The sequence below is a fragment of the Nocardioides sp. BP30 genome, assembly GCF_029873215.1.
Classification (GTDB): Bacteria; Actinomycetota; Actinomycetes; order Propionibacteriales; family Nocardioidaceae; genus Nocardioides.
Genome location: NZ_CP123620.1, coordinates 1332884 through 1357074, shown reverse-complemented (window position 1 = coordinate 1357074; position 24191 = coordinate 1332884). Strand labels below are relative to the sequence as shown.

Below are 24191 nucleotides of genomic sequence, written 5' to 3'. Positions count from 1 at the left end.
TAGCGGAGCCGTAGCAGGTGCTACGCTGATGGTGTCGTATGTAGCGAGCGCTTCATACATTGAGTCGGAAGGCGTGGTGAGCATCGTGTTGGTCGCAGTGGTCCTGCTGATGGCGGCCATCGGCTTCGAGGTCGGCGCCACGGCCGCGATCCCGCGGACCGACTCCTTCCACCAGCTCGGCTGGTCGCTGGCGGTCATCGCGGGGTACGCCGCCGCCACCTGGTTGCTGTCCGTCGTCGTCAAGACGTTGCCGCTCGGCATCACCTATGCGACCTGGGCGGGCCTGGGCACCGTCGCCGTCGCCGTCATCGGGTGCCTCGCCTACGGCGAGCAGATGTCGGTGCTGAAGGTCGTCGCCATGACGGCGATCATCGGCGGCGTGATCGTCCTCAATGCGAGCAGCTCGCACGCCTGAGAAGACCGCCCGGGGACGCCTACTGCGCCGGCTGCTCGCCCGGGAACAGGTAGACCTCGCCGTCGCGCACCTCGACCCGGTGCGCGACCGTGTCGGCACTGGCGGGCGGCCCCAGCACCTTGCCGTTCTTGAGGCAGAACCGCGAGGCATGCACCGGGCACTCCACCGCGCCCTCCTCCACCCAGCCGTCGGAGAGCGACGCGACGGCATGGGTGCAGGTGTCGTTGAGCGCGTAGACCGTGCCGTCGTCGTCGCGCAGGAGGGCGATGTCGTCCTCGGTGCCGGTGAGGTCGCTGGAGATCGCGAGCCCCTCCCCGACGGCGATGTCGTCGAGGGCGGCGACGCGGATTCCGGTGCTCATCTGTCTCCTTGAGGTCGAGGCGCTCAGACCGCAGCGGCCGCGGCGCGGCCCGCGGTGCGGCCGCTGAACAAGCAGCCGCCGAGGAAGGTGCCCTCGAGCGCGTTGTAGCCCATCATTCCGCCTCCGCCGAAGCCGTTGACCTCGCCCGCCGCATAGAGGCCGGGGAGCGGCACGCCGGCGGCGGTCAGGCACCGTCCGGAGAGGTCGGTCTCCAGGCCACCGAGGGTCTTGCGCGAGAGGATGTGCAGCTTCACCGCGATCAGCGGCCCGTTGGCCGGGTCGAGCAGTCGGTGCGGCTTGGCCACCCGGGAGAGCTTGTCGCCGCGGTAGTGCCGGGCGGCGTACATCGCGGTGATCTGGGCGTCCTTGGCATAGGGGTTCTCGATCTGGCGATCGCGCGCCTCGATCAGGCGGCGCAGCTCGCGCTCGTCGATCGTCGGGCCACTCGGGTCGTCGGCGGCGAGCTTGTTCATCCCCGCGACCAGGTCGCTGAGCGAGTCGGCGACCACGAAGTCCTCGCCGTACTGCTTGAACGCCTCGACCGGCCCGGGACCCTTGCGTGCCCGCTCGATGACGCCGCGCACCGACTTGCCGGTGAGGTCGGGGTTCTGCTCCGAGCCGGAGAGCGCGAACTCCTTCTCGATGATCTTCTGGGTCAGCACGAACCAGGAGTAGTCGTAGCCGCTCTCCCGCAGCACCTTGAGGGTGCCGAGCGTGTCGAAGCCGGGGAAGTTCGGAGCAGGCAGGCGGCGACCTGTCGCGTCGAGCCACAGCGAGGAGGGGCCGGGGAGGATCCGGATGCCGTGATTGGCCCAGATCGGGTCCCAGTTGCGGATGCCCTCGACGTAGTGCCACATCCGGTCCTCGTTGATGATCCGCGCACCGGCGTCGCGGGTGATCTGGATCATCCGTCCGTCCACGTGCGCGGGTACGCCGGAGACCATCGACGCCGGCGGTGTGCCCAGGCGGGCCGGCCAGGCCTTGCGGACCAGGTCGTGGTTGCCTCCGATGCCACCGGAGGTCACGATCACCGCCTGGGCCCGGAGCTCGAAGTCCGCGACCTCGACCCGTGAGGACGCCTGCCCGCGCTCGATCGTGCTGGGCTCGAGGACACGGCCGCGGACACCTGTCGCCGTACCGCCCTCGACGACGACCTCGTCGACGCGGTGGCGGAAGGCGAACCGGATCCGCCCGGCCGCGGCGTGCTCGCGCGCCCGGCGCTCGAACGGGGCCACCACACCAGGCCCTGTCCCCCACGTGATGTGGAACCGGGGCACGGAGTTGCCGTGCCCGTCGGCGCGGCCGTCGCCGCGCTCGGCCCAGCCGACGACCGGGAAGAGCCGGTGCCCCATCGCGTGCAGCCAGGACCGCTTCTCGCCGTGCGCGAAGTCGAGGTAGGCCTCGGCCCAGCGGCGCGGCCACAGGTCCTCCTCACGGTCGAACGCGGCGCTGCCCAGCCAGTCCTGGGTGGCCAGCTCGAGCGAGTCCTTGATGCCCATCCGGCGCTGCTCGGGGCTGTCGATGAGGAACAAGCCGCCCAGGCTCCAGAACGCCTGGCCACCGAGCGACTGCTCGGGCTCCTGGTCGACCAGCAGCACGGACCTGCCGGCGTCGGCCGCCTCGGCCGCTGCCACCAGCCCTGCCAGCCCGGCACCCACGACGATGATGTCTGCCCGTTGCATCTGCTCGGCCTGCGTCATGTTCCCGATCTTGGCACGGTCGGTCGGGTCAGGGGCTCCGATCGCTGCGACAAGGCTTCCCCCATCGTTCACGTCGGGTTGGCTCACCACCCCGCCCGGCGGGCCAGGGTCGTGCCATGACCTCCTCGCCTCGGGGCTCCGACGTCAGCCGCCGCAGCCTCCTCGCCGCTCTCGGCGCCACCAGCGCCCTCGCCGCCACCGGCGGCCTCGCCTCCACCGCCTCCGCCTCCCCTGTCGCTGCCGGCGCCCGCGACGGCGCCGCCCGTCCCGGCTCTTCGACCGGCTCCGTGGCGGGCCCGGCGACCGGCCCCACCACCGGGGCCGCCGGTGGGCCGGTCCCACCGGTCGCCGGCCTGCACGTGGGCTTCGGTGCCGACGCGTCGCGCGAGGTCTCGGTGACGTGGCACACCGTCGCGCGCACCACCCACCCGAAGGTGCTGATCGCCAAGAACGGCGGCACGTTCGAGAAGGCCGTCACAGCCGACGTGGCCAGCTACACCGACGGCAAGTCCGGAACCGTCGTCTACGCCCACCACGCCCGGCTCACCGGCCTGCGGCCCGGCACCGACTACATGTACCTGGCGGTGCACGACGGCGCCAAGCCCGAGTTCGGCACCTTCCGCACCGCGCCGCGCGGCCGGGTCGCGTTCCGGTTCACCAGCTTCGGCGACCAGGGCACTCCGACCGTGGGCAAGCAGTCGGGCACCACCTGGGTCAACGACAACCTGGGCTCACCGGCCGCCGGCGACACCACCGCGGGCGTGGAGAGCCTCGAGCCGCTGCTGCACCTGTTCAACGGGGACCTCTGCTACGCCAACCTCGCCACCGACCGGGTGCGCAGCTGGTCGGACTTCTGGAACAACAACAGCCGCTCCGCGCGTCACCGCGCCTGGATGCCGGCACCCGGCAACCACGAGAACGAGCTGGGCAACGGCTCGATCGGCTACAGCGCGTTCCAGACCTACTTCGACACCCCGCGGCAGCCAGGCCAGACCGACACCACCGCCGGACTCTGGTACGCCATCACGGTCGGCGCGGTCCGCTTCGTGTTCCTGGCCAACGACGACGTGGCGCTGCAGGACGGTGGCGACATCCGGGTCCTCGGCTACTCCAAGGGCGCACAGAAGGCCTGGCTGGAGCGCACGCTGCGCGAGGCACGCGCGGATCGCGACATCGACTGGATCGTCGTCTGCATGCACCAGGTGGCGATCTCCACCGCGAACAACTTCAACGGCGCCGACCTGGGCATCCGGCAGGAATGGCTGCCGCTGTTCGACGCCTACGGCGTGGACCTGGTCGTCTGCGGACACGAGCACCACTACGAGCGCTCCAAGGCGATCCGTGGCCGGACCGACAACCAGACGCTGACCCCGATCCCGACGGTGGACAAGCTCGACGTGGTCGACACCACCCAGGGCACGGTGCACATGATCATCGGCGGTGGCGGGACCTCGGCGCCCTCCAACCAGCTGCTCTTCGACCCGCCGCAGTGCCGGGTGATCGTCTCGGTCTCCGACCGCCCGAGTGCCGCGCCCGGCACCGTCACGCACGGCACGCCGACGTACGTCACCGAGGACGCCGTCTGGTCGGGGACCCGCGATGCCGCGCACTCCTACGGCTTCGCCTCCTTCGACGTCGACCCGGGCCGGCCGGGCGGACACACGACGATCGCGGTGACCTACTACGAGGTCGGCGGCCCCTACGGGACGCTGACGCCGTTCGAGACCTTCACCCTCACCCGTCCGCGGAGCCACTGAGCACGAACTCCAGGCGCGGCAGCAGCCGTCCTGGGAGCGAACCGCTCGGCGCCTCACCCACCCGGCGGGCTCCGTGGCGCAGGTAGAAGCCCTCCGCGCCCGGGTCCGCGTCGAGCGCGAGCCGACGCCAGCCCCGGCGCCGCGCCTCGATGAGCGCACCCCGCAGGAGTACGCCGCCGACGCCGCTCCCGATCACCGCCGGCTCGACGAAGCACGCGTCCAGCTCGCCCCGGTCCGGGGTCGCGCCGACGCCCAGTGCGTAGAAGCCGACCACCCGTCCGTCCCGCTCGGCGAGCACCACGTCGCCGCTCCCGCACTGCTCGGCCGTCCAGGTCAGCTCGGCACGGCAGGCCTCGAGGAACGCGGCGTCGTACCCCCAGTGGGCCTTGGAGCGCAGCGCCAGGTCGGAGATCAACGCCGCCTCCTCAGGCCGGGCGGCTCGCAGCAGCGTCATGAAGCCAGCCTGCCAGCCCCAGCAGGCTCAGCGGCCGCCGACCGCTTCCTCGATGCCGCGGGTGGCGAGCTGGTCGGCAAGCTCGTTGTCGGCCACGCCGGCATGCCCCTTCACCCAGAACCACTCCACCTGGTGTCGCTCGCACGCCTCCTCCAGCCGCTGCCACAGGTCGGCGTTCTTCACCGGCTGCTTCGTGGAGGTCTTCCAGCCGTTGCGCTTCCAACCCGCCAGCCACGAGGTGATGCCGCTGCGCACGTAGGTGCTGTCGGTGAAGACGTGCACCTCGCACGGCCGGTTGAGCGTCTCCAGCGCCATGATCGGCGCGGTCAGCTCCATCCGGTTGTTGGTGGTCGAGCCGGGCTCGCCGCCGTACAGCTCGCGCACGTGCGTCCCGAACCGGAGCACGGCGCCCCAGCCGCCCGGCCCGGGGTTGGGCCGGCAGCCGCCGTCGGTGTGGATGGTGACGATGTCGCTCGTCTCGCCGATGGCGCTCATGCGCTCCAGATCCAGCTCAGCAGACCCTCCAGCGGCTCGGGGATCGCCTCGAGCGGCACGGCGTCGGCCATCGCGGCGGCGTAGGTCCGCTTGCGAGCGCCGTTGGCGCCGATGAAGCGTCGCAGCTGGTCCGCCGCCTCGTCGGCCCGGTGCGCGTCCTGGTTCTGGAAGGAGCGGAAGCCCGCGAGGTCACCCCTGCCCTCCAGCAGCTCGGTCACGGCTGCGACGCCGAGCGCCCGGACGAGCTCCTCCTCCAGATCGCGCCGGCAGGCGAAGAAGCCCTGCCGGCCTAGGTCCTCGCCCTCCTGACGGTTGAGGGCACGGGCGAAGAAGCGCTCCTCGGCCTCGTCGTAGAGCCCGCCGACGCGGCGCCCCGCCGACGCCTTCTCCGCGATGAACCGACCGGCGTTGCCGGCGCCGCCCATGCTCACGACCTCGATGCTCTCGTCGGTCAGGTCGACGCCGTAGCGCGGGGCGAGGGTCTCGACGGCGGCCTTGTCGGAGTCGCCCTCGACGAGGATGGTGATGGGTCGTGCCATGCGCGGGAGCATAGTGCCGGCGCTGGCGGCTGCGCCCACCAGGTCGGCCGGCCCGCGCCGGCTGCTGCCGCCCGATTCGGGTGACCCTTCGACGGACCCCGCGACCTAGCGTGATGGTGTGAGCACACCCTCCGTGCATCGCCGGTACGCCGACCCCACCCAGAGCCTGTTCGCGGGCTCCGCGGTCCTCTTCGCCGGCGTACTGCTCGGTGGCGTGGGCCTGATGCAGTTCCTGCAGGGCATCGCCGCGGTGGCCAACGACAAGGTCTACGCCTCGGGCGGACAGATCTTCGACATCAGCGTCACCGCTTGGGCTGGGTGCACATGGTGGTCGGCCTGGTCGCGATGGTGGTCTCGATCGGCATCATCACCGGACGGCGCTGGGGCATGGTCGGCGGCATTGGTGTGGCGATCGTGAGTGCGGTGAGCAGCTTCCTCTTCCTGCCGCACAACCCGGCCGGAGCGGTGATCCTGCTCGGGTTCGACGCCCTCGTCCTGTGGGCGCTGTGCGACCAGCTGCGCGTCGGCGACGAGGACTGAGGGTCGCGTCGTCGGCCCCGAGCTCCGATCAGCCGGGTTCGATCAGTCGCGACGGCGGCGGAACAGCCGCGCCAGCGGCGAGGTCACCTCGCTGACCGGGTTGATCCACTCCTGGGGCGTGGCAGCAGGTGCCGGAGCCGTCGGGCTCACCGTCGGGCCCACCGTCGGGCTCGCCGTCGAAGTCGCATCGGCGGCGCCGGCGACGACGCGCTCCAGGAGCCGGTCGACCTCGCCCATGTCGTAGCCCTCGCGCATCCGGACGGGCGTGAACCGCGCCCCCGCGACGAACGCGGCAACGGGTTCCCCGGCACGCAGGCGCCTGCACAGATCATCGAGGAAGTCGTCCACCTCACCCGTGTCGTAGCCCGCCCGGAGCCGTACGGGCGTGAAGCGGCAGTTCTCGACCTCGGCGGCGAGCGATTCGTTCACCCGCACAGTGTGCCCCGACGACCCGTGCATCGGCCTCGTCACCCGGTCCGGGTGAGCCCCGCCCGCGTATGCCCGGCCGAGGATCGAGCCGAACCCACGAGAGGACGGATCATGGGACTGCTCTTCCGACCGCGGAGGCCCTTGCTACGGCTCGCCGCCGGAGCGACCACCGCCGGCGTCGCCTACCACGTGGGTCGCCAGCGCGCGGAGCAGAACGCGTACAACGACCAGGCCGCGGCGGCGTACGCCGCGACCCAGCCACCGCCGGCGGCCTCGACCCCGACCGCCGTCGATCCGACGCTCGAACGCCTGCAGAAGCTCACCGAGTTGCACGCCGCCGGGGAGCTGACCGACACCGAGTTCTCGGCCGCCAAGGCCAAGCTGCTCGGGCTCTAGACCCCCGATGGAAGGACCGATCGTGACAGATCAAGATCCCCGCGCCGACCTGGTGCGACGTGCCCTGGCGATGACGGCCGGCGCGGATCCGGCCGAGCTCGAATCCGTCTTCACCGAGGACGTCACCTTCACCACCCCGGCGCTCTTCGTCGCCGGCCGTGCCGAGCTCGCCGCCGAGCTGGCGCTGCGCGACACGATCATGTCCGACCTCGGCGTGGACATCGGCACGATCGGCATCGATGGCGACAGCGGCTGGGCGGAATGGGTCGTGACGGCGCAGTTCGCCTCCGACCTCAGCGTCGACGACGGCGACGAGCGCACCACCGTCGTGCAGGCCGTCGGCCGCCCGGTGCGTCTCGAGGGCGCCACCGCCGTGGCGTTCGACGGTGACCGGATCTCGGCGCTGCGGCAGTACTGGGACGAGGTCGCGCTGCTCGACGCTCTGGGCCTGCTGCCCGGGGACTGAGCGAGGGCGCATCCGTCGTACGCGCCCTCTCGCCCAGCGCCCGGGCGAGCCTCGGCTAGGACTGCGGGCTGACCCCGAAGACCTCGGCGAGCCGCTGGATCTTGCGGGCGCGACCGAGCCGCGGCAGGTCGCTGCCGTCGCGGATGACCTGACCCCGGGCGTCGAAGTCGGCGAGGAAGTCGCGCGCCCAGGTGACGTCGGACGGCGCCGGGCTGATGACCTCGTTGATCACCGGGAGCTGCTCCTTGTCCAGGCAGAGCTTGCCGGTGAGGCCGAGGGAGACGGTGACGCCTGCCTGCTCGCGCAGCACCGGATGGCTGCTGCTGACGGTGGGGCCGTCGACCGGGCCGGGCAGGCCGCCGATCCTCGAGGCCACCACGAGGCGCGAGCGCGGATAGGCCATCGCCAGGTCGTCCGCGCTGGTGCCGGTGTCGCGGCGGTAGTCGCCGCTGCCGAACGCGAGTCGCACCACGCCACGGGCACGGGCGATCGAGACCGCCTCCTCGATGCCGAGCGCCGACTCGATCAGCGCGAGGACCGGCACGGAGCCACCGAGCCGGTCGAACGTCTCGGTTACGTCGGCGGCCGACTCGGTCTTGGCCAGCATCACGCCGAGCAGGCCGGGAACGCCGGCGAGCTGGCTCACGTCGTCGGACCAGTACGGCGTCGTGTGGTCGTTGATCCGGACCCAGGCCTGTCGCTCCCCGTGCGAGAGCCACTCGATCACACCGCGCCGGGCCTCGTCCTTGGCGGCGGGGTCGACGGCGTCCTCGATGTCGAGCACGATCTGGTCAGCGGGCGACTCATAGGCCGCGTCGAACAGCTCCACGCGGCTGCCGTTGACCAGCAGCCACGAGCGGGCGTCCTCGGGTCCGATCTTCCTGTGCTTGTTCACGCCGCCATTCTTCCCGGCGCCCCGACGGCGTCGAGCGCCGCCCCGGGTTACCGCTGAGTCACCTGCGGCCGACGTGGACGACCACCGTCCCGGCGATCAGGTCGTGCAGACCGCGCGAACGCCGCTGGAAGGCGATCAGCGCGAGACCGGCCAGACCGAGGGAGGTCGAGAGCGCGAACGCCGCCGCCCGCACCAGGGCCCGGGCGGGACCGACAGCCGTCCCGTCGGGCCGCTGCACCCGCAAGCCGACCAGCCACTTGCCGACAGTGGCCTCGGCCACCGCGACACAGATCGTGGCGTAGACAGCCGCCCAGGCGCCGAGCGCTACAGCCGCCAACAGCCGCGCGCCCTGGTCGGTCAGCCAGGTGCCCGAGAGCCCGAAGGCGTCGACGAGCAGGTGCAGCACCGCGTCGGCTCCGGCGTACGCCGCCAGGACCACACCGAGGTCGACCAGCCAGGCGAGCAGCCGGCTGACAGCGCCGGCGTAGGCCTGGGGCAGCCCGGTGGCGGGGTCGCGCCAGGCCGGACGGGTACGGCGCCGCAGCGTCACCCGGTCGGTGATCCGTGCGGCCAGGCGGTCGGCGTCGGCGAGCCGGGCCCGGGCGAGGTCGAGCGTGCCGCCGGCCAGGTGCCCGGTGGTCTCGGCGACGATCTGCGGGATGCCGGCCCGGTCGACGATCCGCTCCACGTCGACGCGGTCGAGCAGCGCGTCGACGTCCACGCGATCCATCAGCCGGTCGAGGTCGATGCGCTCGAGCAGCCGGTTGACGTCCACCTCGTCGAGCACCGCGTTGACGTCGACGTTGTCCAGCACCGCCTCGATGGGCACGACGCCGACCATCCGGCCGGTGACGGCACCCGCGACCCGGCCGATCAGACCGGGCTCCTGCCGCTGGCCCTGGCCGGGCCCAGCGTCACGACCACGCGCCGGCGTACTCACGCGCCTCACCCTAGTGCCGCCGGTCTCGCGATCGACGACTCCAGCGATGTCGCCGCGCCGCGCGCGACGGTGGTGGAGACTGCCTGCCATGGCCGTCCCGTCCCGCTCCCGCGTCGTCCTCACCGACATCAGCTCCCGGACCTGGGAGCACCCCACCGACAGGGGTGCGCTGGTCGCGCTGCGCAAGCTGAAGGGCTTCGACACCGTCATCCGGACGATGAACGGGCTGGTCAGCGAGCGCGCCACCCGGCTGGTGCTGCTCGGCAGCGCGGTGCGGGTCGACGAGCGCCAGTTCCCGGTGGCACACCGGCTGCTCGCCGAGGTCGGGCAGGTGCTCGACGCGCGCGAGCTGCCCGAGCTGTACGTCGTCAACGACCCGACGACCAACGCGGTGACGATCGGGATGGACAAGCCGGTCATCGTGCTCAACTCCGGCCTGGTCGACCTGCTCGACGAGGAGGAGCTGCGCTTCGTGCTCGGGCACGAGCTGGGTCACGCCCTGTCCGGTCATGCGGTCTATCGCACGCTCCTGATGCGGCTGCTGCACTTCAGCGGGCTGTTCAGCGCGCTCCCCCTGGGCGGCCTGGGACTGCGCGTGATCGTGGCGGCCCTGATGGAGTGGTCGCGCACCTCCGAGCTCTCCGCCGACCGGGCCGGGCTGCTCGCCACCCAGGACCCGGCGGTGGCGCTGCGGGTTCACATGAAGCTCGCGGGCGGCGGCCACCTCGCGGACCTGGACGCCGCGTCCTTCCTGGCGCAGGGCGCGGAGTACCGCGCGTCGGGCGATCTGCGCGACTCGTTCCTGCGGCTGACGCTGGTCGAGCAGGCCAGCCACCCGTTCGCGGTGGTGCGGGCCGCCGAGGCGCGGCGCTGGGTCGACGGGGGCGAGTACACAGCGATCCTGGGTGGGGCCTACCCGCGTCGTGAGGAGGATGCGGGCGCGCCGGTGAGCGAGGCAGCGCGCCAGGCGGCCGCGCATTACGCGGAGAGCTTCGCCCGCGCCCAGGACGCGCTGGCGGGGGCGCTGCGCGACCTCGGCGGGCTGGTCGGGGTGGCCAAGGGCTGGTTCGACGAGCGCTTCGGCCGGCACTGATCGCCCCGGGGTCGCGCGTCTTCACCGGATCTCCACCTGACTGTTCGGACCGGTTCGGCGATTGCTCCCCGATCCGGGCCTTCCGACCGGAATGATGACCGCCGGACTTTCGCGAACTGGACGCCGACGGGATGGGAAACGAGACGTGGGGATCGAACCGGAGCGGCCGGGGCGGCTGCTGCGCCGTACCGTGCTCCTGGGGCTTGCCGGTACGGTCGTCGGCTGGGGCGCGCTGGGTGTCGAGGCGGCGACCTCACCCGGCCATCGGCACCGCGCGCAGGGCGGGACGCGGCCGGCCAGCGCAGCGCTGACCCGGGCGCTCGTCCCTGCGGCGGCGGTGCCGACGCCGAACGTGCCACCGGTGCTCGGCACCCATGCGCCGCGGTGGGCCAAGCACTGGCACACGCCGATCTACGACCTCGACGACTTCCTGCACCGCAGCCGGCACATCCACTTCCCCCACCGCTCGGTGCTGCTGACCGTCGACGACGGCCCGAGCCCGCTGTGGACGCCGCGCTATCTGCGCCTGTTCGCCCAGCACCACGTCACCGCCACGTTCAACCTGATCGGCGAGCAGGTCCGGCCCAACCGGAGGATCGTGCGCGCGATGGTCGCCGAGGGGCATGCGATCGCCAACCACACCTGGACCCACGACGAACGGCTCCCGTTCCGCAGCCGGCGTGACATCCATCGCGAGATCGTGCGCACCAACGAGGCGATCCACGATGCGACCGGCCACCGGCCCACCCAGTTCCGGGCGCCGGGCGGCGTCTGGGGGCCGAAGCTCTTCGCCGAGCTGAACCGGCAGGAGATGCTGCCGGTCGACTGGAACATCGATCCGCGCGACTGGGCCCGCCCCGGCACGCCGGCCATCGAGCGGGCGATGCTGGCCGCGCGCCCCGGCGACATCATCCTGTGCCACGACGGCGGCGGCGACCGGTCGGAGACCTTCCGCGCGCTGCAGAAGGTGATCCCCGCGCTCAAGCACCGCGGTTTCAGCTTCGTCGCGCTCCCCTGAGCGACCTGAGTGCTCGGCGCCGACCATCGGGTCGAGATCGCCGTCGCCCGGTCGGCTGGCGACGCGTCGTTTTGACCTGTCCTTGCCGGCCCGGGTTTCAATGGAGCGGTGAGGGAACTTCGCAGGCTGGGCGTGGCGGGCACCATCGTGGCGTCGGTGCTCGTCCTCGCGCTCTCCGCCTGCTCGAGCTCGGGAACCGACGCCCGTCAGGTGCCGGGCACCTCCGCGAGCGCCGGCTCGACGTCCGCGCCGTCCTCGACGTCGGGCTCGACCGCCCCCTCCGCGACGGCGTCGGCGAAGCCGAAGAAGCACTACCCGACGGGTCCCCCGATGCAGCTGCAGAGCATCGCCCCGCTCAGCGGCGCCACCGTCGGCGTCGCCATGCCGATCTCGATCGTCTTCACCGATCCGGTCGCCACCTCGGCGCGGGCGAAGATCGAGAAGCACCTCACGCTGACCAGCTCCACACCGGTCACCGGCGCATGGCACTGGTTCAGCGACCGGCGCGTCGACTTCCGTCCGCAGAGCTACTGGACCCCGGGCACCACGGTGAAGATGGTCGCCGACCTCGACCACGTCGGTGACGGCAACGGCCGCTACGGCACCCGCACCTACACCCGCGACTTCACCATCGGCGACGACGTCCGCACCCACGTCTACGTCAAGCAGCACAAGACCGTCGTCACCCGCGACGGCAGGGTGCTGCGCACGATGCCCAGCGACGCCGGCAGCCCCGACTGGCCGTCCTGGGACGGCACCATGGCCGTGGTGAACAAGTCGCGCACGATCCGGATGACCTCCTGCAGCGTGGGCATCGCCTGCAAGAAGAACAACCCGGACTACTACGACCTCACGCTGCCCTGGGACGTCCGGATCACCTGGTCGGGAACCTTCCTGCACTACTCCACCGGCGATCCCAACCCCGGCCACAGCTACGGCTCCCACGGCTGCGTCCACCTCTCGATGGCCGACGCGAAGTGGTACTACAACCTCTCCAAGGAGGGCGACCCGGTCACCGTCACCGGCTCGCCCCGGGGCAAGGCCGACGGCGACAACGGGTACGCCGACTTCAACCTGACCTGGAGCCAGTGGCTCGCCGGGAGTGCCGCGGGGCAGGTCACCACCCAAGCCGCCTGACGTCGAATCGGGCCTCCGTCCGGGTCGAGTCGGGCCTCCGTCCGGATCGAGCTGCCGGGTCCTAGGCTCGGGCTCCGACGAGAGGAGCGAGCGTGATGGGTTCGAAGCGGAGCCGCGGGTGAGCACACCTCTGGCCCATCCGGCCACCGGCGAGTTGTTCGACTCGCCGGTACCGCCGGGCACCGGCTGGCCGGGCGACCCCGCCACCGCCGAGACGCCGGTGGCCCGGACCGCCGCCCAGGTACGCCGCCTGGCCGGCCGCTCCGGCCGCTCGGGCGAGCTCGGCCGTCCGCCTCAGGTGGGCCTCGCCGACCTCGAAGCGCGGGTCAGCGTCTGCCGAGCCTGTCCGAGACTGGTCGCCTGGCGCGAGCAGGTGGCCGCGACCAAGCGGGCGGCGTACGCCGACGAGCCCTACTGGGGTCGGCCCATCCCCGGCTTCGGCTCCCCGACGCCGAGCATCCTCATCGTCGGCCTGGCCCCGGCTGCCAACGGCGCCAACCGCACCGGCCGGGTCTTCACCGGCGACCGCAGCGGCGACTGGCTGTTCGCCTCGCTGCACCGGGTCGGCCTGGCCACCCGCGGCACCAGCCTGCACGCGGCCGACGGCCTGGAGCTGCCCGAGACCCGGATGGTCGCCGCTGTCCGGTGCGCGCCCCCGCAGAACAAGCCCACACCGCTCGAGCGCGACACGTGCGCGCCCTGGATCGAGGCGGAGCTGAGCCTGCTGGCGGACCGCGTCGGCGTGGTGGTGGCGCTCGGTGCGATCGGGTGGGACGCGACGCTGCGCTCCTACGCCGCCCTCGGCTGGCGGATCGCCCGGCCCAAGCCGCGCTTCGGCCACGGCGTCGAAGCGACGCTGAGTCGCGACGGGCGTGAGGTCACGCTGCTGGGCTGCTACCACCCCAGCCAGCAGAACACGTTCACCGGCAGGCTCACCGAGCCGATGCTCGACGGCGTCCTCGCCCGCGCCGCTTCCCTGGGTGAGGCTCACCGGCCGCCTGGCATGCTGCAGACATGACTGACGTGAGCGCCAAGGCCAGCGAGCTCCTGCGGCTGCACCACACCGGCGAGACCCTCGTGCTTCCGACCGTCTGGGACGCCTGGTCGGCCCGGACGGTGGTGGCGGCCGGCTTCCCTGCGCTGAGCATCGGCAGCCACCCGCTGGCCGACTCGCGCGGGCAGAAGGACAACGAGGGCATGACGCTGGCCGATGCGCTGGACGGCATCCGGCGGATCACCGCGGCCGTCGACGTACCCGTCACCGCCGACGTCGAGTCGGGCTACGACACCCCCGCCGCGGAGCTGGTCGAGCGGGTGCTGGAGGCCGGTGCGGTCGGCATCAACGTCGAGGACACCGTGCACAGCCAGGGCCGGCTCCGCGAGGTCCAGGAGCACGCCGACTACATCGGCGCCATCCGCGCGGCGGCCGACGCCGCCGGGGTGGAGCTGGTGATCAACGCCCGCACCGACGCCTTCCTCGGCAAGACCGCGACGTTCGAGGACCCGTTGGCCGAAGCCGTACGCCGCCTGCAGGCCTGCGAGGCCGCCGGCGCCCGATCGGTCTATCCCGTCGGCATCCCCGACGCCGCCACCCTGCGCATCCTGCTCGACGAGCTGTCCGGCCCGGTCAACGTGACCGCCCACCCGACCAAGGGTGCTCCGGCCGGCTCCTTCGAGGAGCTCAAGGCCGCCGGCGTCCAGCGGATCACCTTCGGACCGCTGCTGCAGATGGCGCTCGCCGACAGCGTGACCGAGCTGGTGACGCCCTGGCGCTGAGGCGCGGTGGAGCGTGACGCCGCTCAGGGTGTGCGCGAGGGCAGCAGCGCGCGCTCGTAGCGGCGCCGGTACCAGCGCTGGGCGACCAGCGCGGCCGGGAACACCCAGCGCCAGCGGCCCTCTCCGGCCCTGGTGAGGGAGCGCAGGGTCAACCACATCCGGCCGTCGCGACGATGGACGACGAACGCCTCCTCGCCGCGCACCGGATGACCCGTCCGGGTGCCGTAGGAGAAGCCGCATCGCTGCTGCGTCGCCACCACCTCGACGACACGGACGGGCTCGGAGACCGACCAGGGCCCGCATCCTGCCCGCACCGTGAGGTCGGCACCGGGCCTCACCTCGAGCGACTCCCCCGGCGCGGGTTCGATGCTGAACCCGCTGCGGGCCTTCACCGCCCACCGCAGGATCGCCTCGCAGGTCTGGTCCCAGCGATCGTCCGAGCCCAGGGGCACGGTGTGCTCGAGGCGGCGGAACCCGTCCGGGCGCATCGTCCATTCCGGCCGCCCGACCTGCGTCGCACCGACGGCGTCGTAATTCAATCCCTGCACCGGACGATTGTCCCCGATGGGGCCGCGCGCTCACACGCCCGCGGGCGCGGCGGGTGTCGCGGGGCTCCTCGTGTGTGCAGGGGGGGCTCACCCGAGGGCCGCGCTCGAGGCGCGCAGCTCCTCCAGCGCTGCGAGCGTGTACGGCGCCAGCTCGTCACCTGCACCGTGATCACCCTCGGACCATGCCGCGAAGCCGCGCTTGAACGCGAGCACGCCCATCTCCGCGGCGAGATGGGCGACCGGGTCGGGTACGCCGCGGCCGACCAGCGCATCGGTCATCGCGGCCGAGAGTCCGATGTTCTTGAGCATGGCCCGCTCCTGGAGCTCGGTGCTGGCGGCGACCGCAGCCGCGATCCGCGGCCCGAGCTCGCGATTGACCGGACCCATCTCGCGGGAGGCCCGCTCCAGGCCGGCGGCGACCGCCCCCAGCGGGGTCGCGTCGGCCGGCGCCTCGGCGATCCCGTCCGCGAGCAGGCGACTCAGCGTCTCCTGACCGGCGGCGAGGAGCTCGCGCTTGTCCGGGAAGTGACGGAAGAAGGTGCTCTTGGTGATGCCCGCTCGCTCGGCGATCTGCGCGACGGTCGTGTCGTCGTAGCCCTGCTCGGTGAACAGGTCGACGGCCGCCATGACGATCCGCTCCCGTGCTCCCGGTTCCCAACGCGCCACGGCGCCATCCTACGTGACGGGACACTTGTCCCATCACCTGCTACGGTGATGGGACAATGATCCCATCACCTCAGGAGAGTGCCATGCACGTCTTCATCACCGGCGGCACGGGGCTGATCGGCAGCGCCGTGGTGGCCGAGCTGCTCGGCCACGGCCACACCGTCCTCGCCCTGGCCCGCTCCGATGCCTCGGCGCGTGCCGCCGAGGCCGCCGGGGCGACCGCCCTGCGCGGCAGCCTCACCGATCTGGACGTCCTGCGTGCGGGTGCCGAGGCCGCCGACGGCGTGATCCACCTGGCCTTCTCCAACGACTTCAGCAGTCCCGAAGCGCTGGCCAGGGCGATCGCGGAGGAGACGGCGGCGCTCACAGCGCTGGGCGAGAGCCTCCTAGGCAGCGGTCGGCCCCTGGTCACCGTCTCGGGTACGCCGTGGGTGCCGGGCCGGCCCTCCACCGAGGCCGACCCGCTGCCCACCGACGGGCCGGTGGGTGGCCGCGGCCGCACGGTGAACGCGATCCTCGACCTGGCCTCGCGCGGCGTGCGGAGCACGGCGGTGCGGCTCCCGCGCACGGTCCACCACCAGGGCGACGGCGGGTTCGCCGGACTGTTGACAGCGATCGCGCGACAGACGGGCGTCTCGGGCTATCCGGGCGACGGCACCCAGCGCTGGCCCGCGGTGCACGCGCTCGACGCGGCGGCGCTCTTCCGACTGGCCCTGGAGAAGGCGCCCGCCGGCACCGCCTGGCACGCGGTGGATGACGAGGGGGACGCGGTCCGCGACATCGCCGAGGTCATCGGCCGCCGGCTGGGCCTGCCCGTCGCGCCGGTGCCGCCGGAGACCTACGGGGCGATGGCACCGATCTTCGCGACCGACCAGCCGTCGTCCAGCGCCGCCACCCGCAGGGGCCTGGACTGGCACCCGACGCACCCGAAGCTGCTCGCGGACCTGGAGAACCTCCGCCCCTGACCGCTGCGCCACACCGTCCCCGGATCGAGCGGGACGTCGGCGACCACACACACGAGCGCCCGTCGGCGTCATTGCCAACGGGCGCTCGGTCGTGTTGTGCCACGTGCGTAACGGGCGACACTCCAGTGACCGCCTCGCCCCGTGCCAAACGCGCCAGCGGACGTGACACGGGTCTCATCGTGCCGGCGGCGCGACGCGCACCTCGGCGTACGGCGGGGCACGCTGCGAGATCTCGTCACGAAATCGCTGCGTCAACCCGCGCGCGGGTGGGTACATCGACTCGCCCACCACGATCGCCGAAAGGACCCGACCTCCCATGGACGAGCTCGACAACCTTGCCGCCGACCCGCTCGGCTCCCCCGCACCCGGCCCCTCGCAGATCGCCACCGCTCTCGATCTGATCGCCGGCCTGCTCGCCACCGAGCCCGTCCGGACCCAGACCTGGGAGCGGCGCGACCACGGCAACGGCCTGCCCTACCGGATCTGGGACGCGCTGCCGGTCGTCCACACCGTGGCGACCACCCACCTCATCTCCGAGGCGGACGCCGTGCACGCGGTCCAGGCCGCCGTACGGCAGGTGAAGACCGACGACGAGGTCATCGACGTCCTCGTCGAACACTTGGGCGACCTCGGCGTGGCCAACCTCAGGGACTTCCTCGGGCGCACTCTCGAGCTCGAGACGCACCACCCCCTGAACCTGGGCGCCTACGCGCTGAGCGCCGTCGACTCCGACGCGATGCAGGCGGCCTACGCCCGGACCGCGACGGCGCTGCGCGACGCAGCGCTCGCCGCCGAGCCGGCAGCCGTCCCCGAGGCGACCCGGGCGACGGCCGCCTGACGCCGTCACGACGACCCGTCGCAGTGCCGGTCGCGCCGGCCCGGGCATCACGTCGCCGGGCCGGCCGGTAGGGAGCGCACGCGGGCCGGCGTGCCACCCTTGCGGCATGACCACGATCAAGATCAACGCCATCACCGTCCCGGCCGGGGCCGGTGACGAGCTCGCCCACCGCTTCGCCGCCCGCGCCGGTGCCGTCGACGACGCCGACGGCTTCGAGGGCTTCGAGCTGCTGCGCCCCACGGACGAGCGCGAGCAGTGGCTGGTGATCACGCGCTGGCGCGACGAGGCGTCCTTCCAGGCGTGGGTCTCCTCTCCCGGCTTCGCCGAGGGCCATCGCTCGGCGGCCGAGCGCGCCGGCGGCGACGCGCCGCGACCCGTCTCCACCCACAGCGAGGTATGGAGCTACGAGATCGCCGGCGGCTCGACGCCCACGCGGGACTGAGCGCCCCGCGTCGGCCGTCGCGGCTCAGCGCCTCGGTCACGACGGCGGCGCGTCGGCGCGGGCCGCGCTGGTCAGCACCACCGGCACCCGGACGCCGAGGTGCGCGGCAGTGCTCGGGAGGACGACGACGTAGCGCTGGCGCGTCTTCGTCTGGGCGACCGAGAGCCGCACCCGCCCGTCGGAGCCCAGCCTCGCGCCGGCCACGACGACCGATCGGCCGGCTCGGGAAGCCAGCAGCTGGACGCGGTCGCCCGGCTGCGCCCCCACCACACTCGCGAGGACGGTCGCCGTACCGGAGCTGACGCTGCCGCTCGCCGTCACCGCCGGGCGCAGGGCGAGCCGCCACGCGGCGCTGTGGACGCCCGGGGCATGGAACCGGTACCGGGCGCTCTGCCCGGCGGCCGGAGCGCTCACCGAGACCGAGCCGTCGCTCGTCGAGCGGGCCACAGCGACGAGTCGCCAACCGCCGGAGAGCCGGCGCTGGAGCGTGACCCGCACCCGCGGCAGCCCGTCGCCGTCGGCATCGCGCACCACTCCGGTGAACGAGGCGGCGTCGCCGGGGTCGACCCGGTGGGTGCTCGCGAGGATGCTCATCGCGGCCGGCTTCGGCGCCGACCCGACGGGTGCGCTCGTGCCCGTCGGCACCGCCGAGGAGGGCGCGTCCGACGGGACGGTGCCGGCGGTCGCGCTGGCGGAGCCGACCGCGCTCGCGCTCGTCTCCGTGCTGGGCGTCGTGCTCGGCTCGAGGGACGGTGACGTCGAGGTCTGCGGCGTCGGGGACGGGCTGGCCGACTCCGACGGCGTCGCCGAGACCGGATGCGTCGGCGGATGCGCCGTCGCCGAGCCGTGTGCGGGAGCCGGCCGCGTCGACCCGTCCCGTGCTCCGGGCCGGTGGTGGGCGCCGCCGCCATGCGCGGGTCCGGCCGCCGGAACGCCGATCGGCGCCAGTAGCCGGTGGGCGACCGTCTGCACGGGGTGGGGCAGGTGGTTGGAGTACGCCGCGGCAGCCACCCCCGCACTCGCGGCGGCGAAGGTGACGGCCAGCGCGGAGCCGATGCCGATCCGCCGGACCGCTGTCATGCCGGGTCGCCGCTGCGACCCGGCGCCGAGGCCGTCGGAGTGCGCGGCGTGGGTCCGGAACAGCGTCCGGTAGGTCGCCTCGTCGGCCAGCTCGCCCGGCGTACCGGGTGCGCGCAGGGCGCGGGTGAGCTCCTCCTCGCGATCGGCTGTCGCCCGCTCGACGCCGTCGTCACCGCTCATGCCCGTCATCGCGCCTCCCCTCATCGTCGTGTCGCCGGAGCATGTCCGCCGACGAGGCCAGCCGCTTCAGGGCCCGGTGGACGCTGACCCGTACCGTCCCCGAGCGCTTGCCGACCAGGCGTGCCACGTCGCCGACGTCGAGTCCGGCGACGACGCGGAGCATCACCATCTCGGCCTGCTCCGGCGGCAGCGTGGCCACCAGCCGGAGCGCCCGGTCGGTCGACTCGTTGTCGGTGGCCACCTGCTCCGCGCTCGGCACCTCCGGGACCGGCCCCACCGACTGTGGGTCGGCCACTGTCACGACCGGTCGGCGGGCCCGGAGGCGGCCCTGGTCGATGGCCCGGTGGCGGGCGATGGTGAACAGCCACGCCCGGAACTCGGCGATCCCGCCCTCGAAGGCGTCCAGGCCGCGCACGACCCGCAGCCAGGTCTCCGCGGCCAGATCCTCGGGGCCCTCGTCGCCGCAGACCTGCAGGTAGCGCAGCAGCGAGGGGTGCAGCGCCCGCCACACCGTCGCGAAGCCGTCCTCATCGCCTCGGCGCGCGGCCGCGAGCGCCAGGACCAGGTCGTCTGCCGGGTCGTCCGCCGGGTCCTGCGCGGATTCCCGCGGCGCGCCCACCACGAGCTGCTCGGCCGCGACGGGAGGCCGCCTCCGGCCCCGGGGCCACCCGGGGTCGGAGGCGGTGCGCGGTGCGTTCGCCGCGTCCAGCGTGCGTCCTCCCTGCGGTCGGTCGGCGGCCCTACCCGGCCAGCGTGGCGCTGGTGCTGGGAGCGAAGTGTCCACCACCGGTGAACTCCAGACGGTAGCTGGTGCCGGTCACGGTGGGCTCGACGAACCGCACCTGGCCGTGCCGAGCGGTGCGATCGCTGCCGGCCTGGGTCCAGGCCGTGGCCCCGGGGGCCTGGGACTCCAGCACGACGGTGCGGCCGCGCAGGGCGTGATGGTCACCGAGGAGCCGGCCGCTGATCACCGTGGTGCTGCCGGTGTGGCGACCACTGATCGACAGCGAGGTCGGGTCGCTCACCACGACGCTCAGGACGGGGCTCAGCGCAGCCGCCACCCCCGTCGCGTGGTGGGCCCGGAGCCGGTACGACGTGTCGACCGCCGGCGTGGCCTCGAGGGAGACGGTGCCGTCGGCGGCGGTGACAGCGGTGCCGGCGATCTTCCAGGCCGCGTGGGTGTGAGCCTTGCGGGCGAGCAGGTCGACCGTGAGCCCGGCGAGCGGCGTACCGGCCTTGCTGACGGTGCCCGACACGGTCGTGGTCTGCCCGGGATCGATGCGCTGCGGCGTCGCAGCGATCGTCACCGTCGGACGGACCGCGACCCGCACCACCGCGCTGTGCGCCGGGCGGAAGACCTGACTGCCGAGGAAGAACAGCCGGTAGGCGGTCCGCTGCTGCGGGTGCACCGAGAAGCTCACCTTGCCGTGCCGGTTGCTGGACCGCGTCGAGCGGAACTGCCAGCCGGTGGTCCCGGGCACGTGGGCCTGGAGCACGACCGAGCGGTGCGGGAGGGCGACGCCGCGCGACCGCAGCTGACCACGGATCGTGTCGCGGCCGCCGAAGCCGACGGTGTGGTGCACCGACCGGATCGAGAGCGTGGCCGGCAACCTGCGCGCCGGGTGGGAGGTCGTGCGGACCTTCACCAGGGCCACGCCGCTGAGCCGCGGGCGGGCATCAGCGGCGCCGGCGTAGTTCCAGCGGTAGCGCGTCGTTACCTCCGGGGTGACGCTCACCGACAGTGCACCGCCGCCGCCCGCGGTCGCCGTCCCGACCGGCGTGAAGCCGTCGACACCGGCGGTCTTGGCCTCGAGGGTGACCTGCCGGCCCGCCGCCGAGGCGCCGGGGACGGTGAGCTGGCCACGCACGGTGTCGCCGGCACCGGCGACGACGGAGGAACGGACGACGCTGATCGCGATCGACGTCGACGCCGGGGTGGACTGCGTCTGCGCGGCGTCGGCGGACACCGTCGTGGCGCCGGCGGTCGCCGTCGCGACGGCGAGCGTCGCGATGGTCGTCACGACCCCCGTGCGCCAGGTCCTGGCTGCGAACGATCTGGTCTCGCTCATGCGGCACTCCTCTGTGCGGTTCCGGGATGCGGTTGCACCTCCGGACCTGACAGCGCCGAGGGTCGCCCCAGCGTTACACGGCTCGAGGCGGAGCTGGAGCGGGCGCTCCTGCCCGCGCCGGTTTACCGCGCCCACCGATCGGGTAGCGCGTCACGACAAGCACGACCGAGGAGGCGACATGGGTGCGAGCGATGCCTTGAACCGGCAGGGAGCGGCCGACCGGGAGGACCGCAAACTACGCCGGGAGCTGGGATTCTGGTCCCTCGCCGCGGCCGGGATCGGCAGCGTGATCGGCTCCGGGTGGCTGTTCTCGGCGATGTACGCCTCCCAGGAGGCCGGCCCCGCCGCCCTGATCGCGTGGGTGATCGCCGGCGCGCTGATGCTGATGATCGCGCTGGTCTTCGCCGAGCTCGGCATGGTGCGACCTGAATCGGGTGGCCTGGTGCGCTACCCGCTCTACTCCAACGGCCGGCTGGCGGCGAGCATCATCGGGTGGGCGATGTGGCTCTCCTACGTCGCGAACCCGCCGAGCGAGGCCTCCGCCGTCGTGCAGTACGCCTCCTCGTGGTGGGACGGGGTGTACGACGCCTCGAGCGGCGACCTCACCACCCTCGGCACCGCTGTGGCGGTGGTGCTGATGGCGGCCTTCGTCGTCATCAACTACTTCGGCGTCAAGTGGTTCGCCACGTCGAACAACGTGGTGACGACGGTGAAGCTGGCCATCCCGACCATCACCATCGTGCTGCTGCTCGCCAGCGGGTTCGGAGCCAACGACAAGGCCGGCGGGATCTCGCACAACATCAGCGCCCACGGCTTCGCGCCGTACGGCATCTCGGCGGCGTTCTCGGCGATCGCGTCGGGCGGCCTCATCTTCGCCTACACCGGCTTCCGCAACGTGATCGAGCTGTCCGGCGAGGCCCGCAACCCGCACCGGGACATCCCCCGCGCGATGGTGGTGACGATCGGCTTCAGCATCGTGCTCTACCTCGGGCTGCAGGTCGGCTACCTCGGCGCGCTGCCCTCCTCCGAGCTCGCGAAGGCGGGGTGGCACGGCGTCAACCTGGACTCGCCCTTCGCCGACCTGGCCAAGATGCTCGGCTTCACCTGGCTGTCCTGGCTGCTCATCGCTGACTCCTCGATCTCGCCGTCCGGGTCGGGCATCGTCTTCACCGCGGCCAACGCCCGCAACGTCTTCGGCCTGGCCAAGAACGGCTTCTTCCCCCGTGTCGTGATGCGGGTGAGCGACCGGACCGGCGTACCGGTCGTCGCGCTCCTGGTGAACTTCGTCCTCGGAGCCGGCACGATCATCCTGCTCCCGAGCTGGCACAGCATCGTCGAGGTGCTCAGCGCCCTGGTCGCGCTCACCTTCTCGATCGGGTCGGTCTCGCTGCTGGTGTTCCGGCGCGTCGGACTCGGGGAAGCGTCGAGCCGGCTGCGCGGCATGACCTTCATCGCGCCGGCCGCCTTCGTGGTGGCCTCCCTGGTGATCCTGTGGCAGCCCTGGTCCACGCTGTGGAAGACGGTCATCGCCCTGGCGGTCGGACTGGTCTGGTTCGTCGTCAGCTTCGCCCGCGGCGAGCGGGACCCCGGTGACCTCGCCGGTGGCATCTGGCTGGTCGCCTACATCGCCTTCGTCTACGTCGTCGCGGCGATCGGCAGCTACGGCGGAGCCGGTTGGCTGCCCCAGCCCTGGGACTCGATCGCCGTCGCCGTCGGGGCGCTGGCGGCCTGCTGGTGGGGCGTCCGGGCCGGGGAGGGATATCTGCGCGGCCACCCCCGGCTGCTCGACCGGCTGCGCTCGGGTGTCAGCGAGGAGACGGTCGACGCCGCGCCGGCCGGCTGAGCCAGGGCGGCGGACGCGCAGCGGCGCTGCGGTCTGGCGTCAGACGTTGAAGCGGAACTCCACCACGTCACCGTCGGCCATCACGTAGTCCTTGCCCTCCATCCGGACCTTGCCGAGCTCGCGCGCCTTCACCATCGAGCCGGCAGCCACCAGGTCGGAGAAGGAGACGATCTCGGCCTTGATGAAGCCCTTCTGGAAGTCGGTGTGGATCACGCCGGCGGCCTCCGGGGCGGTGTCGCCCTTGCGGATGGTCCAGGCGCGGGCCTCCTTCGGGCCGGCGGTGAGGTAGGTCTGCAGGCCGAGGGTGTCGAAGCCGACCCGGGCGAGCTGGTTGAGGCCCGACTCGCCGATGCCGAGCTCGGCGAGCATCTCGGCGGCCTCATCGTCGGTCATCTCGATCAGCTCGGACTCGATCTTGGCGTCGAGGAAGATGGCCTCGGCCGGGGCGACGAGCTCGCGCATCGACTGCTTCAGGTCCTCGTCGGCGAGCTCGTCGGTGTCGCAGTTGAACACGTAGATGAACGGCTTCGCCGTCAGCAGCGAGAGCTCGCGCAGGAGGCCGCGGTCGATCGAGGTCGCGATGATCGGCGTACCGGCCTCGAGGGCCTCCTTGGCCGCGCGAGCCGCGTCGAGGTTCGCGACCAGCTCCTTGTTCTTGCGCGACTCCTTCTCCAGCCGCACGATCGCCTTCTCGACGGTCTCCAGGTCGGCCAGGACCAGCTCGGTGGAGATGGTGGAGATGTCGTTGCCGGGGTTCACCTCGCCGTCGACGTGGGTGACGTCGTCGTCGCGGAAGACGCGAGTGACCTGGCAGATCGCGGCCGACTCCCGGATGTGCGCCAGGAACTTGTTGCCCAGCCCCTCCCCCTGCGACGCGCCGCGGACGATGCCGGCGATGTCGACGAACTCCACCGTCGCGGGCAGCACCCGCTCGGAGCCGAACAGCTCGGCCAGCGTGCCCAGCCGCTCGTCCGGTACGCCGACGACGCCCACGTTCGGCTCGATCGTCGCGAACGGGTAGTTCGCCGCGAGGACGTTGTTCTTGGTCAGCGCGTTGAAGAGCGTCGACTTGCCCGCGTTCGGGAGACCGACGATGCCGATGGTGAGAGCCACGGGGGTTGAGTCTAGAGGCGCCGGCGCGGTCGGCTT

Annotated in this window: 27 protein-coding genes and 1 pseudogene; 14 read left to right on the top strand and 14 right to left on the bottom strand. The window is 72.6% G+C overall.

The annotated features are described in order from the left end of the window. Window positions 1-76: 76 nt before the first annotated feature. Window positions 77-415, top strand: a complete 339-nt coding sequence (locus P5P86_RS06345) for a DMT family transporter (RefSeq protein ID WP_280610461.1) — start codon at window positions 77-79, stop codon at window positions 413-415. Between the two features lie 19 nt (window positions 416-434). Here P5P86_RS06345 and P5P86_RS06340 read toward each other — a convergent pair whose 3' ends face one another. Together P5P86_RS06340 and P5P86_RS06335 are read right to left on the bottom strand one after the other, a co-directional pair. Further along, window positions 435-776, bottom strand: a complete 342-nt coding sequence (locus tag P5P86_RS06340) for a non-heme iron oxygenase ferredoxin subunit (protein ID WP_280610460.1) — start codon at window positions 774-776, stop codon at window positions 435-437. Window positions 777-799: 23 nt separating this feature from the next. Further along, entirely contained in the window at window positions 800-2476 is a 1677-nt protein-coding gene (locus P5P86_RS06335; RefSeq protein ID WP_280610459.1) for an FAD-binding dehydrogenase, read from the bottom strand. A 116-nt stretch (window positions 2477-2592) separates the two neighbouring features. Here P5P86_RS06335 and P5P86_RS06330 point away from each other — a divergent pair, with 116 nt between their 5' ends. After that, window positions 2593-4233, top strand: a complete 1641-nt coding sequence (locus P5P86_RS06330) for a purple acid phosphatase family protein (protein WP_280610458.1) — start codon at window positions 2593-2595, stop codon at window positions 4231-4233. Here the strand turns inward: P5P86_RS06330 and P5P86_RS06325 are convergent. The 3 genes from P5P86_RS06325 to P5P86_RS06315 are packed head-to-tail and all read right to left on the bottom strand — an operon-like array spanning window position 4211 to window position 5721. Further along, window positions 4211-4687, bottom strand: a complete 477-nt coding sequence (locus P5P86_RS06325) for a GNAT family N-acetyltransferase (RefSeq protein ID WP_280610457.1) — start codon at window positions 4685-4687, stop codon at window positions 4211-4213. The two genes, P5P86_RS06330 and P5P86_RS06325, sit on opposite strands and share 23 nt — an antisense overlap. A gap of 27 nt (window positions 4688-4714) precedes the next feature. Beyond that, window positions 4715-5182 (bottom strand): ribonuclease HI, encoded by a 468-nt coding sequence (gene rnhA, locus P5P86_RS06320; RefSeq protein WP_280610456.1) that lies wholly within the window; start codon window positions 5180-5182, stop codon window positions 4715-4717. Beyond that, window positions 5179-5721, bottom strand: a complete 543-nt coding sequence (locus P5P86_RS06315) for a TOPRIM nucleotidyl transferase/hydrolase domain-containing protein (RefSeq protein ID WP_280610455.1) — start codon at window positions 5719-5721, stop codon at window positions 5179-5181. Before P5P86_RS06315 ends, rnhA begins: the two co-directional genes overlap by 4 nt. A 223-nt stretch (window positions 5722-5944) precedes the next feature. Here P5P86_RS06315 and P5P86_RS06310 point away from each other — a divergent pair. After that, window positions 5945-6261 (top strand): annotated as a pseudogene (locus P5P86_RS06310) (DUF7144 family membrane protein). Window positions 6262-6303: 42 nt separating this feature from the next. On the opposite strand, the gene P5P86_RS06305 reads toward P5P86_RS06310, so the two are convergent. Then, window positions 6304-6690: a DivIVA domain-containing protein gene (locus P5P86_RS06305; RefSeq protein ID WP_280610453.1), complete on the bottom strand. Its 387-nt coding sequence runs from the start codon at window positions 6688-6690 to the stop codon at window positions 6304-6306. A 111-nt stretch (window positions 6691-6801) separates the two neighbouring features. Here P5P86_RS06305 and P5P86_RS06300 point away from each other — a divergent pair, with 111 nt between their 5' ends. Both P5P86_RS06300 and P5P86_RS06295 read left to right on the top strand, forming a co-directional pair. Continuing rightward, window positions 6802-7086, top strand: a complete 285-nt coding sequence (locus P5P86_RS06300; protein WP_280610452.1) for an SHOCT domain-containing protein — start codon at window positions 6802-6804, stop codon at window positions 7084-7086. 22 nt (window positions 7087-7108) lie between these two features. Beyond that, the gene (locus tag P5P86_RS06295) at window positions 7109-7552 is read left to right on the top strand and encodes a nuclear transport factor 2 family protein (RefSeq protein ID WP_280610451.1); all 444 of its coding nucleotides are present in this window, start codon (window positions 7109-7111) and stop codon (window positions 7550-7552) included. 55 nt (window positions 7553-7607) lie between these two features. Here P5P86_RS06295 and P5P86_RS06290 read toward each other — a convergent pair whose 3' ends face one another. Continuing rightward, complete coding sequence (locus P5P86_RS06290) at window positions 7608-8447, bottom strand: HpcH/HpaI aldolase/citrate lyase family protein (protein WP_280610450.1); 840 nt, start codon at window positions 8445-8447, stop codon at window positions 7608-7610. A 58-nt stretch (window positions 8448-8505) separates the two neighbouring features. Next, complete coding sequence (locus P5P86_RS06285) at window positions 8506-9387, bottom strand: RDD family protein (protein WP_280610449.1); 882 nt, start codon at window positions 9385-9387, stop codon at window positions 8506-8508. Window positions 9388-9475: 88 nt separating this feature from the next. On the opposite strand from P5P86_RS06285, the gene P5P86_RS06280 reads away from it, so the two are divergent. The 5 genes from P5P86_RS06280 (at window position 9476) to P5P86_RS06260 (ending at window position 14411) form a co-directional block, all read left to right on the top strand. Continuing rightward, window positions 9476-10480, top strand: a complete 1005-nt coding sequence (locus tag P5P86_RS06280) for a M48 family metallopeptidase (protein ID WP_280610448.1) — start codon at window positions 9476-9478, stop codon at window positions 10478-10480. Window positions 10481-10625: 145 nt separating this feature from the next. Continuing rightward, a complete protein-coding gene (locus P5P86_RS06275) occupies window positions 10626-11498 on the top strand; it encodes a polysaccharide deacetylase family protein (RefSeq protein ID WP_280610447.1) in 873 nt (290 codons plus the stop codon). A 108-nt stretch (window positions 11499-11606) separates the two neighbouring features. Next, on the top strand, window positions 11607-12635 hold the full coding sequence (locus P5P86_RS06270; RefSeq protein ID WP_280610446.1) for a L,D-transpeptidase: 1029 nt from the start codon (window positions 11607-11609) through the stop codon (window positions 12633-12635). Between the two features lie 118 nt (window positions 12636-12753). Further along, window positions 12754-13653 carry a uracil-DNA glycosylase gene (locus P5P86_RS06265; protein WP_280610445.1) on the top strand — a complete coding sequence of 300 codons (900 nt, stop codon included), beginning with the start codon at window positions 12754-12756 and terminating at the stop codon, window positions 13651-13653. Next, window positions 13650-14411, top strand: coding sequence for an isocitrate lyase/PEP mutase family protein (locus P5P86_RS06260; protein ID WP_280610444.1), 762 nt, complete (start codon window positions 13650-13652; stop codon window positions 14409-14411). Before P5P86_RS06265 ends, P5P86_RS06260 begins: the two co-directional genes overlap by 4 nt. A 23-nt stretch (window positions 14412-14434) precedes the next feature. On the opposite strand, the gene P5P86_RS06255 is transcribed toward P5P86_RS06260, so the two are convergent. Both P5P86_RS06255 and P5P86_RS06250 read right to left on the bottom strand, forming a co-directional pair. Beyond that, complete coding sequence (locus tag P5P86_RS06255) at window positions 14435-14959, bottom strand: DUF1990 domain-containing protein (protein WP_280610443.1); 525 nt, start codon at window positions 14957-14959, stop codon at window positions 14435-14437. A gap of 87 nt (window positions 14960-15046) precedes the next feature. Beyond that, window positions 15047-15625: a TetR/AcrR family transcriptional regulator gene (locus P5P86_RS06250; RefSeq protein WP_280610442.1), complete on the bottom strand. Its 579-nt coding sequence runs from the start codon at window positions 15623-15625 to the stop codon at window positions 15047-15049. Window positions 15626-15708: 83 nt separating this feature from the next. Here P5P86_RS06250 and P5P86_RS06245 point away from each other — a divergent pair, with 83 nt between their 5' ends. The 3 genes from P5P86_RS06245 to P5P86_RS06235 all read left to right on the top strand — a co-directional run bounded on the left by P5P86_RS06245 (window position 15709) and on the right by P5P86_RS06235 (window position 17870). Beyond that, window positions 15709-16590 carry an SDR family oxidoreductase gene (locus P5P86_RS06245; RefSeq protein ID WP_280610441.1) on the top strand — a complete coding sequence of 294 codons (882 nt, stop codon included), beginning with the start codon at window positions 15709-15711 and terminating at the stop codon, window positions 16588-16590. Between the two features lie 316 nt (window positions 16591-16906). Further along, window positions 16907-17428: a hypothetical protein gene (locus tag P5P86_RS06240; protein ID WP_280610440.1), complete on the top strand. Its 522-nt coding sequence runs from the start codon at window positions 16907-16909 to the stop codon at window positions 17426-17428. Window positions 17429-17534: 106 nt separating this feature from the next. Next, window positions 17535-17870 (top strand): antibiotic biosynthesis monooxygenase family protein, encoded by a 336-nt coding sequence (locus P5P86_RS06235; RefSeq protein ID WP_280610439.1) that lies wholly within the window; start codon window positions 17535-17537, stop codon window positions 17868-17870. Window positions 17871-17906: 36 nt separating this feature from the next. On the opposite strand, the gene P5P86_RS06230 is transcribed toward P5P86_RS06235, so the two are convergent. The 3 genes from P5P86_RS06230 to P5P86_RS06220 form a co-directional block, all read right to left on the bottom strand. Further along, window positions 17907-19139 carry a hypothetical protein gene (locus tag P5P86_RS06230; protein ID WP_280610438.1) on the bottom strand — a complete coding sequence of 411 codons (1233 nt, stop codon included), beginning with the start codon at window positions 19137-19139 and terminating at the stop codon, window positions 17907-17909. Then, a complete protein-coding gene (locus P5P86_RS06225) occupies window positions 19120-19749 on the bottom strand; it encodes an RNA polymerase sigma factor (RefSeq protein WP_280610437.1) in 630 nt (209 codons plus the stop codon). The genes P5P86_RS06230 and P5P86_RS06225 overlap by 20 nt, the downstream gene beginning before the upstream one ends. A 121-nt stretch (window positions 19750-19870) precedes the next feature. Beyond that, window positions 19871-21199, bottom strand: coding sequence for a hypothetical protein (locus P5P86_RS06220; RefSeq protein WP_280610436.1), 1329 nt, complete (start codon window positions 21197-21199; stop codon window positions 19871-19873). A gap of 178 nt (window positions 21200-21377) precedes the next feature. Between P5P86_RS06220 and P5P86_RS06215 the strand changes: the two genes are divergently transcribed. Beyond that, window positions 21378-23042 carry an APC family permease gene (locus tag P5P86_RS06215; RefSeq protein ID WP_280610435.1) on the top strand — a complete coding sequence of 555 codons (1665 nt, stop codon included), beginning with the start codon at window positions 21378-21380 and terminating at the stop codon, window positions 23040-23042. 39 nt (window positions 23043-23081) lie between these two features. Here the strand turns inward: P5P86_RS06215 and ychF are convergent, their stop codons facing one another. Next, a complete protein-coding gene (ychF, locus tag P5P86_RS06210; RefSeq protein ID WP_280610434.1) occupies window positions 23082-24155 on the bottom strand; it encodes a redox-regulated ATPase YchF in 1074 nt (357 codons plus the stop codon). Between the last annotated feature and the right edge of the window lie 36 nt (window positions 24156-24191).

Coding starts and splice junctions, on each gene's coding strand:
- P5P86_RS06340 (WP_280610460.1), bottom strand. CDS start 776: ATGAGCACCGGAATCCGCGTCGCCGCCCTCGACGACATCGCCGTCGGG.
- P5P86_RS06330 (WP_280610458.1), top strand. CDS start 2,593: ATGACCTCCTCGCCTCGGGGCTCCGACGTCAGCCGCCGCAGCCTCCTC.
- P5P86_RS06235 (WP_280610439.1), top strand. CDS start 17,535: ATGACCACGATCAAGATCAACGCCATCACCGTCCCGGCCGGGGCCGGT.
- P5P86_RS06215 (WP_280610435.1), top strand. CDS start 21,378: ATGGGTGCGAGCGATGCCTTGAACCGGCAGGGAGCGGCCGACCGGGAG.
- P5P86_RS06335 (WP_280610459.1), bottom strand. CDS start 2,476: ATGACGCAGGCCGAGCAGATGCAACGGGCAGACATCATCGTCGTGGGT.
- P5P86_RS06230 (WP_280610438.1), bottom strand. CDS start 19,139: ATGACGGGCATGAGCGGTGACGACGGCGTCGAGCGGGCGACAGCCGAT.
- P5P86_RS06325 (WP_280610457.1), bottom strand. CDS start 4,687: ATGACGCTGCTGCGAGCCGCCCGGCCTGAGGAGGCGGCGTTGATCTCC.
- P5P86_RS06260 (WP_280610444.1), top strand. CDS start 13,650: ATGACTGACGTGAGCGCCAAGGCCAGCGAGCTCCTGCGGCTGCACCAC.
- P5P86_RS06280 (WP_280610448.1), top strand. CDS start 9,476: ATGGCCGTCCCGTCCCGCTCCCGCGTCGTCCTCACCGACATCAGCTCC.
- P5P86_RS06220 (WP_280610436.1), bottom strand. CDS start 21,199: ATGAGCGAGACCAGATCGTTCGCAGCCAGGACCTGGCGCACGGGGGTC.
- rnhA (WP_280610456.1), bottom strand. CDS start 5,182: ATGAGCGCCATCGGCGAGACGAGCGACATCGTCACCATCCACACCGAC.
- P5P86_RS06245 (WP_280610441.1), top strand. CDS start 15,709: ATGCACGTCTTCATCACCGGCGGCACGGGGCTGATCGGCAGCGCCGTG.
- P5P86_RS06315 (WP_280610455.1), bottom strand. CDS start 5,721: ATGGCACGACCCATCACCATCCTCGTCGAGGGCGACTCCGACAAGGCC.
- P5P86_RS06300 (WP_280610452.1), top strand. CDS start 6,802: ATGGGACTGCTCTTCCGACCGCGGAGGCCCTTGCTACGGCTCGCCGCC.
- P5P86_RS06240 (WP_280610440.1), top strand. CDS start 16,907: ATGGACGAGCTCGACAACCTTGCCGCCGACCCGCTCGGCTCCCCCGCA.